This is a genomic window from Streptomyces sp. NPDC059452, from assembly GCF_042750035.1.
In the GTDB taxonomy this organism is placed as follows: Bacteria; Actinomycetota; Actinomycetes; order Streptomycetales; family Streptomycetaceae; genus Streptomyces.
The window spans coordinates 336,970-350,141 of record NZ_JBHYVE010000001.1 but is presented as its reverse complement, the minus strand read 5'-3'; the positions used below and the strand labels follow the sequence as shown (position 1 = coordinate 350,141).

General features: G+C 70.1%; 14 protein-coding genes. 10 read left to right on the top strand and 4 right to left on the bottom strand.

Annotation, left to right across the window (positions count from 1 at the left end):
- Positions 1-129: 129 nt before the first annotated feature.
- The 4 genes from ACFW9Z_RS01570 to ACFW9Z_RS01555 form a co-directional block, all read right to left on the bottom strand.
- Entirely contained in the window at positions 130-546 is a 417-nt protein-coding gene (locus ACFW9Z_RS01570) for a lasso peptide biosynthesis B2 protein (RefSeq protein ID WP_384632620.1), read from the bottom strand.
- Complete coding sequence (locus ACFW9Z_RS01565) at positions 543-845, bottom strand: PqqD family protein (protein WP_384632618.1); 303 nt, start codon at positions 843-845, stop codon at positions 543-545. The genes ACFW9Z_RS01570 and ACFW9Z_RS01565 overlap by 4 nt, the downstream gene beginning before the upstream one ends.
- A complete protein-coding gene (locus ACFW9Z_RS01560; RefSeq protein ID WP_384632615.1) occupies positions 839-2,311 on the bottom strand; it encodes an asparagine synthase-related protein in 1,473 nt (490 codons plus the stop codon). The genes ACFW9Z_RS01565 and ACFW9Z_RS01560 overlap by 7 nt, the downstream gene beginning before the upstream one ends.
- Before the next feature lie 380 nt (positions 2,312-2,691).
- Complete coding sequence (locus ACFW9Z_RS01555) at positions 2,692-2,865, bottom strand: hypothetical protein (RefSeq protein WP_384632612.1); 174 nt, start codon at positions 2,863-2,865, stop codon at positions 2,692-2,694.
- A gap of 243 nt (positions 2,866-3,108) precedes the next feature.
- On the opposite strand from ACFW9Z_RS01555, the gene ACFW9Z_RS01550 reads away from it, so the two are divergent.
- The 10 genes from ACFW9Z_RS01550 to ACFW9Z_RS01505 all read left to right on the top strand — a co-directional run bounded on the left by ACFW9Z_RS01550 (position 3,109) and on the right by ACFW9Z_RS01505 (position 13,162).
- Positions 3,109-4,524 carry a hypothetical protein gene (locus ACFW9Z_RS01550; RefSeq protein ID WP_384632609.1) on the top strand — a complete coding sequence of 472 codons (1,416 nt, stop codon included), beginning with the start codon at positions 3,109-3,111 and terminating at the stop codon, positions 4,522-4,524.
- Between the two features lie 39 nt (positions 4,525-4,563).
- Positions 4,564-4,932 (top strand): hypothetical protein, encoded by a 369-nt coding sequence (locus ACFW9Z_RS01545; protein ID WP_384632606.1) that lies wholly within the window; start codon positions 4,564-4,566, stop codon positions 4,930-4,932.
- Positions 4,922-5,353 (top strand): DUF6093 family protein, encoded by a 432-nt coding sequence (locus ACFW9Z_RS01540; RefSeq protein WP_384632602.1) that lies wholly within the window; start codon positions 4,922-4,924, stop codon positions 5,351-5,353. Before ACFW9Z_RS01545 ends, ACFW9Z_RS01540 begins: the two co-directional genes overlap by 11 nt.
- Complete coding sequence (locus ACFW9Z_RS01535; protein ID WP_384632599.1) at positions 5,353-5,781, top strand: HK97 gp10 family phage protein; 429 nt, start codon at positions 5,353-5,355, stop codon at positions 5,779-5,781. The genes ACFW9Z_RS01540 and ACFW9Z_RS01535 overlap by 1 nt, the downstream gene beginning before the upstream one ends.
- Positions 5,778-6,221 (top strand): hypothetical protein, encoded by a 444-nt coding sequence (locus ACFW9Z_RS01530; protein ID WP_384632597.1) that lies wholly within the window; start codon positions 5,778-5,780, stop codon positions 6,219-6,221. Before ACFW9Z_RS01535 ends, ACFW9Z_RS01530 begins: the two co-directional genes overlap by 4 nt.
- Positions 6,222-6,354: 133 nt before the next feature.
- Complete coding sequence (locus ACFW9Z_RS01525; RefSeq protein WP_384632594.1) at positions 6,355-7,011, top strand: hypothetical protein; 657 nt, start codon at positions 6,355-6,357, stop codon at positions 7,009-7,011.
- Positions 7,012-7,013: 2 nt separating this feature from the next.
- A complete protein-coding gene (locus ACFW9Z_RS01520) occupies positions 7,014-7,568 on the top strand; it encodes a hypothetical protein (RefSeq protein ID WP_384632592.1) in 555 nt (184 codons plus the stop codon).
- Positions 7,511-7,909: a hypothetical protein gene (locus ACFW9Z_RS01515; protein WP_384632589.1), complete on the top strand. Its 399-nt coding sequence runs from the start codon at positions 7,511-7,513 to the stop codon at positions 7,907-7,909. Before ACFW9Z_RS01520 ends, ACFW9Z_RS01515 begins: the two co-directional genes overlap by 58 nt.
- A 34-nt stretch (positions 7,910-7,943) precedes the next feature.
- Positions 7,944-12,212, top strand: coding sequence for a phage tail tape measure protein (locus ACFW9Z_RS01510; RefSeq protein WP_384632586.1), 4,269 nt, complete (start codon positions 7,944-7,946; stop codon positions 12,210-12,212).
- The gene (locus ACFW9Z_RS01505; RefSeq protein WP_384632583.1) at positions 12,212-13,162 is read left to right on the top strand and encodes a phage distal tail protein; all 951 of its coding nucleotides are present in this window, start codon (positions 12,212-12,214) and stop codon (positions 13,160-13,162) included. Before ACFW9Z_RS01510 ends, ACFW9Z_RS01505 begins: the two co-directional genes overlap by 1 nt.
- Positions 13,163-13,172: the final 10 nt, after the last annotated feature.

The window sequence follows — 13,172 nt, the reverse complement described above, 5'->3', positions numbered from 1 at the left end:
ACGGGGCAACGGCCCTGGTGGACCCGGACGGGCGTCAATTCAAGAGCACCGGGTTCACTCGTATGGGTGAACCGTGGTCCGGGGCGAGGAGGCTCAATCCGACCCCGGACCACGGGGTTCGGGAGCCGCTCAGAGAACGGTGATCACGGGGGTCCACGGACGGTCGAAGGCGTCGCCCTCATCCCGGCCGGCCGCGCCTCCGGGGACCTCGGCCCAAGCGTGCGCGCCCTGCGGCATGAACCGGGCGCCGAGAACCCACTGGGCACGGCCGCCGGTCAGTGATGCTGCGATCACCGTGGCGAGGCTTATCTCCAGGCAAGCGACCCGTCCCGGCCACCAGTCCGGTGTCATCGCACGCACAGCGGTGTGGAGCGCCCGAACCCGCGCAGGCGAGACGTACCGCCGTCGGGGGAGTGCGCGGACACAACGGACCTGGGCGTGGAGTGGGGCCTTGGAGAGGGGCAGGGCGACGGCGAGCGCGAGCCGCGCGACGAGGCGGTCCCGAGCCGGGATCGCGGGCAGGACATGAGGGGTCATCATGGTCATCGGCGGTGCCACCACTTCCGGGGACGTCGGGGTTGAGCGGTTTTCAGGTCGGTCAGTACGCCCAGGTCCAGCAGCTCGTCGACGACCCGGTTGACGGCCGCAGCCACGGTCTCCGGGTCCAGACCGGCCGGTACTGCGATCTCGTCGGCAAGGCCCGCCGTTCCTCCACGCCGGGTGATGGCCGTCCAAACGCGGCTGGAGTCCGCGTCGAGGATGTGCCAGGTACCGGCCGGCAGGTTGAGTACGGCGGTCCCGTGCTCGGTGGTCGCGTAGTGGATGCCGGGCGCCAGGGTCAGCACGATGATTCCTTGGGTTCCGCGACGGTGGGGCGCTCGGTAGCCCCGAGCCACCAGCACGTCACGAGCAGCTGGTGGAGTTCCGCCAGCCCGAGCGCGCTCTGTCCGCGGGCTGCACGATTGAGGGTCTGGACGGCTGCCGTGCCGTCGATCAGCCCGGCCTTCACCAGCGGGCTGTCCAGAATCAGGGAGTGCAGGGCGGCGTGATGGAGCGCGAGCCCGGCTATACGTTGCGTGGTGAAGCTCCCCTTGGACCGGCGGTCGGTCAACCACTCGGGCAGGGCGGGCAGTGCCGCCCGCAACAGTGGCTTGTAGACGGCGACACCGCGGCGGGCGGACGGCGGAACGGCGAAGGCGGCTCGGACGACACGGTTGTCGATGAAGGGATGGGTGGGGCGGATACCCAGGGAATGAGACATCGGCTCCTCGGCGCGGGCATCGGCGCCGACGGACCGCAGCGCAGACCACTGGTCGAACTCGTCCGCAGGCTCGCCCGGCACCGTCGTGGCCGCGCTCCGCAGCAGGGCTGCGACCGAGTCACGGCCCTGATCGGTGAGCCAGCTCGCCGCCGTACCGAGCTTGCACCACGACCAGCTGCCCGACGCCGTCGGTGTCACGGGCCCTGCCTCCAGCGCACTGGCCGCAGCGAGGAGTGAGCCCTGGTGACCCAGCCGGGCGGAGTTCTGTACGGCGCGCCACACCAGGCCGGGCGCCTGGTTGCGCAGACGGGCCCACGCGACGACCTGGCGGTGCGCCTCACGCCGGTGCCCCCGCTCGTACTGAGCCACCCAGCTGGCGGAGGAGCCGTCGAGGACCACGTCACCGCCATGGCCGGTGAGGTGACACGGCAGTCCAACGGCCGGGACCTGGTAGCAGGCGTCGAGCGTGTAGTTCGCCGCCCCTGCCGATGGCTCGTCACCGGCCGGTACGGGAGAGCTGAAGTCGAAGGGAAGCTGTGCTTCACCGCCTCGGGCGACGTGGTGCGGTACCCGTGCGATCTTGGCGACGCGGGCGGCGTAGACGGCGTCCTCCTTGCTGGTGAAGCCGTCGGTGTAAGTCACCGCCGTCACCTGCCCAGCCTCGGCGGCGAGCAGGACTGCGGTCGATGAATCCACACCGCCGGAGAGATCCGCCCCCACCCTGCCGTGCGCGTCCCGGACCCGGTCGCGGACGGCTGCGGTGAGCTGCTGCCCGAATACCTCGGCGGCTGCTCCCGGGTGTTCGGCGGGCTGGACCCGCCGAACATCAATCAGTTCGGGAACGGGGCCACGCAGCAGCAGCCCGTACCCGCCCGGTACCCGGCGGACTCCGCCGAACGCAGTAAGGGCGGGCCAGTGCTGTCCTCCGGCGGCGAGCCGGGCCGTCAGCACCTCCAAGTCCGGGGCAGCGCCCAGCGAGGCGGCCAGCCGGTGTGCGTCGGTGGCCCACCAGACCTCACCGCCGCGCACCGCGTAGACGAGGTCGCGCATCCCGGACAGGTCACCACACACGAACCGGTGTGCGCCGTTCTCCGCGACCACCCAGTACGAGCCGGGCCATTCGGTGAGCAGCCCCCACCAACCCTGTGCGACCGCGTTGAGAGCCAGCCGAAGTTGGTCGTCGTCAGCGCCGCACTCGCCCGCGACGGCGATTCGAACGGTGCCGCTCCCCGCTACCCGCAGGGGTACCTCGGGCGCGCACCGGACACCTCGCAGTCCTTCGACCGGCCTGCCAGGCCGTACGAGACCCGAGTCTCCCGTACGTCCCGTGATCCACTCTGTTCTCACTTCGGAGCCTCCTCGTTTCCCAGCGCCACCCGGAGGGGCACCGGCCGCCGGCCGGTGCCCCTCCACCTCGTCACGGCTTGGGCTCACATGCCTTCGAAGTAGTTCGACTTGTCGGAGTCGTTGGCGACCTGGCGGCCGAGGGTGAAGTCGGCCACGGTGTGGGTGTCCACGACCGGGGCGAAGCCGACCGCGACGGTCGACGTCTCGGTGGTCTCCGACGAGCTGGGCGTAGCCTCGGTCTGCTGGGGCTGGTTCATGACTCGCTCCTTGTTCGTTGTGTCCGACCGGCTGGCCGAACACCTCAAGGACACCCCCGAACGCTGTTGCGAAGCGAGATCGAATATGCGGGTGAACCGTTGCGGATCAAGAACTTGCCTTCCTTTGCGGGCTGTTGCGAATCGTTGCGAAGACCGCTGGAAGCTGTAGTTAGCTGACCGCCTTGGGTAACTTGGAAGGCCGTACGCCCCACGATTCAGCCGCCCTCACTGGGGAGCCCGAAGGTGACGCATCCGAAGACACGGCGCAACGAGGCGCTGGCCTACTGGGTAGGTGTCTCGCGTGCCACGCTCGGTCAGCTCGCTGATGAACTCGCCCGCACCGCCCGGAGCCACGAACGCTTCGACATTGAACCGGACCGCTCCCGTATATCCCGGTGGGTCAACAAGAGCGAGCAACCCCGGCGGCCAGTGCCGGAATTCCTTGCTGAGACGCTCACCCGACTGTGCGGCCTCGCGGGCCCCTTAACCCTTGCCGACATCGGGCTCGCCGGAGCAACCGCTAGTCGGCCGTCACACAACTGGCGTTCTCAGACGGTCGTTTCAGCCATCATTGACACCACGCGGAGCGACGCCGTGACCGATGACGCAGCCCCCATCGTCAACACACTTCTTCACGGTCCCCAGCTCATCGACGCGGTTCAGCCCTGGCTGCACCTCCCGGACGGCGGCGCTCTGCCCGATGCCACCCGGCCGGGCCGCATCGGTATGAGCGACGTCGCCGCGATCCAGGCCACGACGGACGTCTTTCGTGGCCTCGACAACGCGCACGGCGGCGGTCTGTCCTGGCGTGCCGTCGTCGGACAGCTCCACGCGGTCACGGACAAGGCCAGGCAGGGTCGTGTCAGCGACGAGGTGGGTCGGCAGCTATTCGTCAGCGTCGCCGACCTGGCATCCGTCGCCGGATGGATGGCCCACGACGTCGGACGGCACGAACGCGCTCAGGAGTACCTCCTCCTCGGCCTCAAGGCCGCCAAGCAGGCCGGACCTGATGGAGCAGCTATCGCCGGGCATCTCCTCAACTGCCTTGCCCGCCAGGCCAACCATCTGGGGAGCCCTGGCGACGCGCTCGACCTCGTTCAGCTCGCCCAGTACGGCACCCGGAAGCTCCCGCCGGGGCGGCTGCGCGCCATGCTGTGCACCCTCGAAGCCCGCTGCCACGCCGTCCTCGGACAGCTTCCCGACTGCGGACGTGCTCTCGGTGCTGCCGAGGACGCGCTTGCCGCTGAGCGGGACGCCTCTGAGACACCAAGCTGGGCTGCCTGGTTCGACTCGGCGGAGTACCAGGTCACCGTGGGTGTGTGTGAACACCTCGCGGCCGAACACGACCCGAATCGTGGCCGCCGGGCCGCCCGCGCCATCAAGATGATCCAGACCGGCACCGCCGAGCGGCCCGATGAACGGACCCGAAGCCGTGCCTTCGATCAGATCGCCCTTGCTCGTGCCACGCTCCGCGCCGGACATCTCGATGCGGCCGACGAGGTCACAGCCACTGCTCTCGACCTGCTGGGTCAGGTCAACTCGACACGCGTCATCGACCGCCTTCGCGAGCTTGATTCCGAGCTGGCCGCCGCACCTGCGGCCAAGGAGACCAGCCAAGCACGCGAGCGCATCCGGGCCGCTCTCCCTGCTGCCGCCTGACGCAGTCTCCTGTCCGACAGCCGCTCTAGCGTCGGCTGAATGAATCACAGCGAAGACGTTCGGCGCGTAGAGATCACGGCGAGGGGCAGGCGGGCCGACATCGAGATCGACAGTGCCCGGATCGACCCGGGCGCCGTCAAGGCGTACTCCGTCAGCCACCTGGCCGGGCAAAGGCCCGAAGTCCTGCTGCACGTCGCGGATCGTGACGATACCCAGTGGTCCGGGCTGGCCCGCGTCGCGGTGGCCGATCTCCCCGACCCCGGGCCGGCGGCGGCCGTGTTTCTCGACGCGATCGACCCGGAGGCGTTGGAGCGCGCCGCGTTGGCTCGCCCAGACCTCGGCACCGAGCCGTGTTCGTTGACGAAGGCGATGCTCACTCAGCTCGGGGAGTGGGCTCGTGGCCTTTGACGTGGACGGCGCCCGTCGGGTGGTCGGCCGCATCCTGGACGACAAGCTGGAGGTGTGGCGCGACGGCGCGGGCCGTACGGACGACGTGCTGGACGAGACCACCGGCAGACTGGTGCCGCCCGCGCCCGACGAGGAGCTGGTCTGGGACGGGCTCGGCGCGGTGACGCCGCTCGGCCGCCCCGCCATCACGAAGCCGGTCGGCGGATCGGTCGCCGTGGAGCCGCCGACCACCGACTACCAGGCCGTGCTGCCGGTCGACGCACCGGTGCTGCGGCGTGACGACGTGGTGCGTGTCGCCGGTTCGGCCCGGCCCGGAGGGCCCCGCGATCCTCAGCTGGTCGGCCGCAGGTTCCGGTTCTCCGACGAGACGGTGGGCACCTACAGCGTGGTGCGCATCGTCCGGGTCCAAGTGATCGACTGATGGCTCCGGCGAACCCGCACCCCAACGCCCACCCGGACGCGACCGCTTTCCGCGATCCGATCGCGCTGGCCGCCGCGCTGGCCCGGATGGGTCCGGCGACCCGCGCCCGTACGCGGACGATCACGCGGCACCACGCCATGCTGCTGCGGGTTCGCATCCAGCGGAACGCGAGCGGGCGGCCGGGCCCGAACGTGATCACCGGGCAGTACCGGGCCTCGTGGGACGTACGGATGCGCACCGGGGGCGGCGAGGTCACCGCCGAGGTGGTCTCCGACGCTCCGCAGGCGCGGAGGCTGGAGTACGGCTTCGTCGGCGTGGACTCGATCGGACGGCACTACCGGCAGCCGCCGTTCCCGCACGTCGAACCCGCCTTCCGACAGACCGAACCGGCCTTCATTCAGGCCCTGGAGGATGGGGTGCTGCCGTGACCGCCCGGCTGCCGGTGACCCGCGCACTCGCCGCCCTCGTGGAGCAGGCCACCGGTCGTCCATGTGGGACCGGCGAACTCCCACGCGTAGAGGGTGATTCCGGCTGGGAGCCGGCGTCCGCCCCGTACACGATCCTCGACTCGCTGCCCGGCGAGTTCGGCGGACCGCCGTTCTGGGACTGGCACGCGGACGCGGCCTGGTCCTACCAGGTCACCTCAGTCGGGGAACGGGGCGATCAGGTCGAGTGGCTGGCCGACCGCGTACGCGTCGGCGTCGTCGGCCGGACCGACGGACGCTGGGCCTATGACCTGCATGTTCCCGAAGCCCGCGTCATCGACCGTGAGTTGACGTACGACTCCGGAGGGGAACCCTCGGTGTCGGCGGCAGGCGCTATCGTGTCCTACGTGCAGCGGGTCACGATCACCGTGACCCCGGCATGAAGAGACGTTTCTTCGATCCTCACCGCGGAGGCCCGCGCGGACGCTGAGCCCTACCAGGCCAGGCGAACCCCCTTTGATCATCAAGGGGCAGGGCCTCGGCACGGGACGCTGCCCCAGAAGTGGGAGCGGACCTGTGTCCACGAGCACGAAGAAGAACACCCAGACCCGATTTCTGCGGCGCGGCATCTCCAAGATCCTCTGGGTGCCGGATCTTAACGACCCGAAGTACCCCAGCCGCCGGGAGATCACCAAGGCGTTCGTCCTGACCGATGCCGTCTCGGACATCGAGGGCTGGGCCCTGGAGAACGATCCCATCGAGACCCCGGACATGGGGAGCACGTTCAACTCGTCGATCCCGGGCAACGACAAGGCTGAGAACTCCAGCCTGACGTTCTACGAGGACCGGTTCTCCGACGCGGTCGAGCGGCAGCTCCCCAAGGGGGCCAAGGGCTTCGTGATCCTGCTCCGTAAGGGTGACCTGCCCGGTTCCCGCTCCGTCGACGTCTTCCCCGTCCAGGTCGCCACCCGCGCCGCGACCTACTCGACCGGCAACGAAGCGGCCAAGTTCCAGGTCACCTTTACGATCACCGACGAACCTTCCCTCGACCGGCCGGTGCCGCCGGCGCAGCCCCGGCCGCTGCCGGACGAGGACTGCGAGACCGACCACGACCACGGCCACCACCACGGCGATCACGACGGTGATCACGTTGACGTGAAGGTGGTCAGCACCACCAAGACGAAGACCGAGACCGAGGCGACGGTCCGCGAGCACGACGCTGACGAGGGCTGATCGTGTCGCGCCCCGCACAGGCCAAGCGCCCCGCCCCCTCCGCTAGCCCGGCGGAGGGGGCCTGGTCGGCCAAGATGGACCGCCTCCGCCGCAGGCGTAAGGCGCAGAACCGGCTCCGTGTCTGCGACGACAATGACCTGCGCCAGCGGTACGACGAAGCCCAGCAGGCCGCCCGACGTGCTCGGTTCGTCGCGGAGGCCAACCCCGGTGACGAGCTGGCCGAGCGCCAGGCCACCGACGCCGACTCGGCGCACGACCGGGCGCTGGCCGCGCTGGACGCCGAGTCGGAGTTCCTGACCTTCCGCGCGCTGCCGCGCCCGGTGCTGGAGGACCTGATCTCCGAGCACCCGCCCACCGAACAGCAGGCGGAGGCGGGGGCGATCTTCAACGCCGATACCTTCCCCGCCGCCCTGGTGGCGGCGGCCTCCGTGGACGGCATGAGCCACCAGGAGGCCGAGGAGCTGCTGAACGGCTGGTCAGCGCCGGACGCGAATGCCCTGTGGGACGCGGCCTGGCAAGTCCAGCAGGAGAGCCGGGTCGAGCTGGGAAAAGGCTGAGCCGTGATGCTGGCCTGCGCGCGGAGCTGGAGCTGTGCGAGAGGTTCCAGATCCCGCACTCGCAGTTCCTGGGCGGCGACGGCCGCTGGTCCGACCTCGACCGGGCGAAGGCACTGGCCTGGGCGGAGTGGCAGCGGTCGGTGTGCCCGGAGTGCCGTACGCGGCTGGAGGAGTGGGACCGCACCCGCGGCGGCGACCCCCACGCCTACGTCACCGACACCTTGCGCTGCCCCGGCTGCGAGCTGATCGAGCAGGAGCGCGATCACGTCCCGCAGGACCGGTCCGGCTACGGCGTGAAGATCCAGCTCCTCCCGCGCGAGCAGTACGAGCCGCGCCCCTGATCCACCCCGCACGTATGTAAGGAGGCCGCCAGCGGTGGCCGGGTTCACCCTCACGGTCGCGATGCGCGCCGAGGTCCGCGACCTGATCGCGGGAACCCGTGCTGCCTCCGCACAGATGCGGACCCTGGGGGACCGGACAGACGCCGCCAACCGCTCCCTGGCCCGGCTGGACGCCAACGGGGCTCGGCTCGCTTCGCAGTTCACCGCGCTGAATCGTTCCGCCCGCGGTGCCGTCGGTGAGCTGAACCGGATCACCGCCCGCGCTGGGGCCGCCCGCGCTGCGCTGCGTTCCGCCGGGGACGACGGGGCCCGGTCGATGTCCCGGCTCCAGCGGACGACCGCCGGTGCCGGTCGGCGCGGGACGTCGGCGACGAACATGCTCGCGGGCGGCGCTCTTGTCCTCGGCACCGGGGAGATCATCGAGGAGGGCAACCACTACCTGCGGCAGATGAACCTCTTCCGCGCGGTGACCGACGCGACCGCCGGACAGATGCAGCGGGCCGGCGTCGTCGCCCGCGAACTAGGCAACGACCTGACGCTGCCCACCTCGACCTCGGCGGACGCCGCCGAGGGCATGGTCGAGCTGTCGAAGGCCGGTTTCCGTGCGGACCAGTCGATCGACGCCGTACGCGCATCGCTCCAGCTCGCAGCGGCGGCCGACGTCAACGCTGCCACGTCAGCCAAGTATTTGGGTGACATCATGGATCAGTACGGCCTCGGTGCTGATCAGGCGTCCCGCGCGGCCGACACCCTCGCCGCCACAGCGAACAACGCGTCGGGCTCGATCACCGACATCTACTACTCGATGCGGTATGCGGGCCCAGTCGCGAACGCGCTCGGCGTCACCCTCCAGGACACGGCTGCGGCCGTCGGAATGCTCGGTAAATCTGGCATTTTGGGGCAAACAGCGGGAACCAGCCTGCGCGGGATCTTCGCCAACCTCGCCGCGCCGACGCCGATCATGAAGAACGCGTTGCGTGATCTCGGGATCGAAGCCTGGGATGCCGAGGGCCGATTCAGGGGCCTGCGCACGGTGATCGACGGCCTGTCCGAGGCCGAACACAGCATGAATCAGCAGGACTTCGTGGCCGGCGTCACCCGTGCTTTCGGCAAGCCTGCGCTCAGTGGTGCGGTGGCGCTCGCGCATCAGGGAACCGAGAGCTTCGACGCGTTGTCGATGGCGGTCGAGCAGACCGGCTCGGCGGCGGACATCACCGCTTCACGTGGTGAGGGTCTGGCCGGTGCGATGACGCAACTGCGTACGCAGGCGCGCCAGACCGGCATTGCCCTGTACGACGGCATGGCGCCCGGCCTGGAATGGGTGACCCGTCTGCTCACCCGCGGCATGTCCGGGGCCACGCCGTACTTGACCCAGGCGATCGAGTACGGCAACGACCTCGCCACTCTGTTCGGCCCGGAGCTGAAGGCGCAGACGAAGGACGGGCTCAGCGGCCTCATTGAGGAGGCCCAGCAGCTCGTTGGTCCGCTCCAGGACATCGGGGAGCACTCCCTCGCCACCGGTCTCAACCTGTTGATCAACGCGGGGCGCACGCTCGGGGACGTTCTGGAGAACGCCGCCGACGGCGCGGAGCCGATCCTGGAGGCCGTCTCCGGGCTCGGGGAGGAAGGTGGCGCGGCAGCCGGGACGCTCGACATCATCGCCACCGTCGGCAACATCGCGATGGACGCGGTCTCCGGCCTGTCGATGGTGCTCGTGCCGATCGGTCATGCCGTCGGCGGCCTGGTGAGTGCGTTCGGCGCGCTGCCGGGACCGATCCAGTCCGCCGCTTTGGCCATGTTGCTGTTCCGTCGCGCCCAGCCGGCGCTGACAAACATGGCGACCACCATGACCGGGCCCGTCCGCTCGGGCATCAGCTCGTTCAACCAGCAGATGCGCGTGCAGCAGTCCTTGGCCGCCGCGTCCGGTGTCGCCCTGTCCCGGTACGGGGCGGCATGGGCTGCGGTCCAGGCGCGCGTCGGGTTTCTCGGCAACATGACCTCGGCGTTCCGCAGCGCGAACGGTGCCGGAACCACGTTCATGGGAACGCTCAACGGCGTTGGCAGGGCGGCCGGATCGGGGCTGCGCTCGGCGCTCGGCGGTGTGACCAACGCGCTCGGCGGGCCGTTCGGCGTCGTGATGGCCGGGGTGTCGGTGGGCCTGGGGCTGCTCGCCTCACGGCAGCAGAAAGCAGCCCAAGCAGCAGCCGAGCACCAGCAGCGCGTCTCCACGCTTACGTCCGCGCTGCGCGAGTCCGGGGGCCAGATCGACAGCAACGTCCGCAACGCGGCGGCGCAGTCCCTGCTGGACACGAAGACCGAACAGGGCCAGCTCGCCAAGGTCATGGACCAGGCCGGAGTACCGCTCGCCTCGCTCACCGACGCCTACCTCGGGCAGGGCACCTCGTTGGACGCGCTGCAGAAGCAGCTCCAGGCCACGGCCGACAAGCACAAGGTGTGGAAGAACGTCGCCGGGGGCAAGGCGACCGTCCAGGACTACTCCGAGGTCGGCCAGCAGTACAAGGACGCCGCCGACGCGCTCGGGTCGGTCAAGGGCGAGATGTCCGGGGCGTTGAAGAACGCCAAGGACCTGGCCAAGGCCACCAAGGGCGCCGCAGACGGAACCTCGGCGTACGACCGGCTGAAGGCGGCCGTCGGCGGCCTTGCCGACCAGACCGCCGACGCCGACACCCGGACCCGGTCCCTGAAGTCCGCGCTCGACCTGCTGTCGGGCGGCCAGATCTCTCTCCAGGCCGCCGAGGCCAAGGTGAACAGCGCCGTCCTCGACCTGAAGGACGGCAGCAAGAACGTCGACCGCAGGCAGGGGTACGGCGGCAAGCAGCTCGTCAACGAGGACAAGACCCTCAACACGACGACTCGGAACGGACAGGGCCTATACACCCAGCTCACCGCGCTCTCCGACGCAGCGGCCGACGCCTCCGTGGCCACCTTCGACCTGGCCCAGCGCAACGGCGAGGACCTGCCGGCTGCGCTCGCGAAGGCCCGAGAGCAGATGAGCCGGGCCCGGACCGAGGCGATCCAGGCCGCTCGCGGCTACGGGCTGACCAAGGCCCAAGCCGAAGGCGTCGCGGACAGCCTCGGCCTGCTGCCGTCGAAGGTGTCGCTGCTGCTCCAGACCAAGGGCATGGACTCGACCTTGGCGAACCTCATCGCGGTGCAGGCAGAGTTCCAGCGGCTGCCGAACGCAAAGACGATCAAGGTCGACTCCCTGTCCGACGGTGCGCAGAAGAAGCTGAGGAGCCTGGGCTTCACCGTGAAGACGGTGCCCGGCACCCGGCAGATCAAGATCACCGCGCCTACCGCCGGGGCGAAGAAGAGCCTCGACACCCTGATCGACAAGCTCGGTCGTACCCCGAACAGCAAGAACGTGAAGGTGTCCGCGCCGACCGCCGCGGCGATCAAGAGCCTGGAGGCCGTTCAAACGAAGATCCGCGCGACGCCCGGTGCGAAGTCCGTCGTCGTGCGTGCACCGACGGCCGAGGCCCGCAAGCAGTTGGAGGCGTTGGGATTCAAGATCGAGAAGGTCCCCGGCTCGAAGAACGTGAAGGTCACGGTGCCCACGGGCGGGCCGCGCAAGGCGGCCGACTCCATCCAGCAGCGCATCGACTCCCTGCGCGGCAAGGAAGTCACGGTCACCACCCGGCACGTCACGGTCTTCGACCAGCTCCGGCAGTCCAACAGTGACGCCGCAGACGCCATCCGGCGCCAGGCAGAGGCCCAGGCTCGCGCCGCCAAGAAGCACGCGGACGGTGCGGTCGTGGACTACTTCGCGGACGGCGGCGTCACCGGGGGAACGGGCCGCGAGAGGCACGTCGCGCAGATCGCTCCGGCCGGGAGCTACCGCATATGGGGTGAGCGGGAGACCGGCGGGGAGGCTTACGTGCCTCTGGCCGCGGCCAAGCGCGAGCGCAGCAAGGCGATCGTGGAGACCGTGGTCGACCGGTTCGGCGGCCAGGTCGAGTGGTACGCCAACGGCGGCGTCCGGAACGCCCGCGGCCGCGACTCCAGCCCGATGCTCGCCAGCTCCTTCAAGAGCGCCCGCAGCGTCGCAGCGATGGCGGGCGTCGTCCGCTCCTTCGACCTCCGCACCGGCAGCGACCGTGCCCGCACCCGCGTGGTCGATGCCCGCGCCGGTGGCCGGGTCCAGGTCGTCGTCGTGCGCGAGCAGCAGCCGCTGATCGGCTCCATGCCGGTCACCGTTTCCGACAGCTCCGCCACCCCCGAGCAGATCGGCACCGAGATGATGCGCACCCTGCGCAACGCGCAGCGGGGCGGGAGAGTGTGATGACCACAGCACCGAACAAGAACCCCGAACTCGCTCCATTTCAGTATGAGATCGGCGGTGTCGTCCTCGGCACCGGCAGCCTCGTCCCGGTCGGGAACATCGAAGGTCTGGGCTCCCCGGCCACCCGGTCGCAGGACGCTGACAACGCTAACGGCGACGGCACCGCGCCGGGCCGCGACTTCTACGGGCCGCGCCCCCTGCGCTTCGAGGCGGGCATCAAGACACCCGGTGACCCGGAGAAGGCCGCCGAGATTCTCGCCCGGTTGGAACGGGCCCTGGACGACCCCGCTGCCCGGACCAGCCCGGACGGCCGCCATGTTCTGCGTGGCCGGTGGCCTGGACACTCAACGCGCCGCCTGTACGGGCGACTTCGCCGCATGGAGGCCACCAGCAGCGCCACTGCCGTGCACGGGTGGATACCCCTGGACATCGAGTTCGTGGGCCTGGACAGCCCGCGTTGGTACGACGACGAGCTGTCGGAGCTGACGCTCCCTCTCGACCAGGCCGCCCGCGCGGAGGGTGCCGACCGCACCGTGGACGAGGCGATGGACCGCCCCGTCGCCTGCCGCCGCACCGCCGACCGCGAGCACCGCCCGGCCGACGACCGGCCCGGCTGGGTCACCAACCACGGGGACGCGCCGACCTACCCGAGCCTGCGCATCCACGGACCGGTCACGGGGCCACGGATCTGGAACACCGTCACTCGCCGTGTCCTCGAACTCGACCTGTCGCTGCGCGAGGGCGAGTGGGTGGAGCTGGAGACCCGGCCCAACACCTGCTGGGCGCTGCGCAACGGCACCGTCAACGTCGCCAACGACCTGAGCCCTGCGAGCCGCCTCGATCTGTTCACCCTGCCGCCCGGCCGGTCCGAGATCGCGTGGACCGCGGCCGACCCGTCCGGCACCGCGCGCCTCGAGGTGGCGTGGCGGTCCGCGTACACCACCCTGTGAACGGAGAGCA

Bases quoted from the DNA above. Each gene is read 5' to 3' on its own strand.
- ACFW9Z_RS01570 (WP_384632620.1), bottom strand. From the start codon at position 546: ATGACCATGATGACCCCTCATGTCCTGCCCGCGATCCCGGCTCGGGAC.
- ACFW9Z_RS01560 (WP_384632615.1), bottom strand. From the start codon at position 2,311: ATGCGCGACCTCGTCTACGCGGTGCGCGGCGGTGAGGTCTGGTGGGCC.
- ACFW9Z_RS01555 (WP_384632612.1), bottom strand. From the start codon at position 2,865: ATGAACCAGCCCCAGCAGACCGAGGCTACGCCCAGCTCGTCGGAGACC.
- ACFW9Z_RS01545 (WP_384632606.1), top strand. From the start codon at position 4,564: ATGAATCACAGCGAAGACGTTCGGCGCGTAGAGATCACGGCGAGGGGC.
- ACFW9Z_RS01535 (WP_384632599.1), top strand. From the start codon at position 5,353: ATGGCTCCGGCGAACCCGCACCCCAACGCCCACCCGGACGCGACCGCT.
- ACFW9Z_RS01505 (WP_384632583.1), top strand. From the start codon at position 12,212: ATGACCACAGCACCGAACAAGAACCCCGAACTCGCTCCATTTCAGTAT.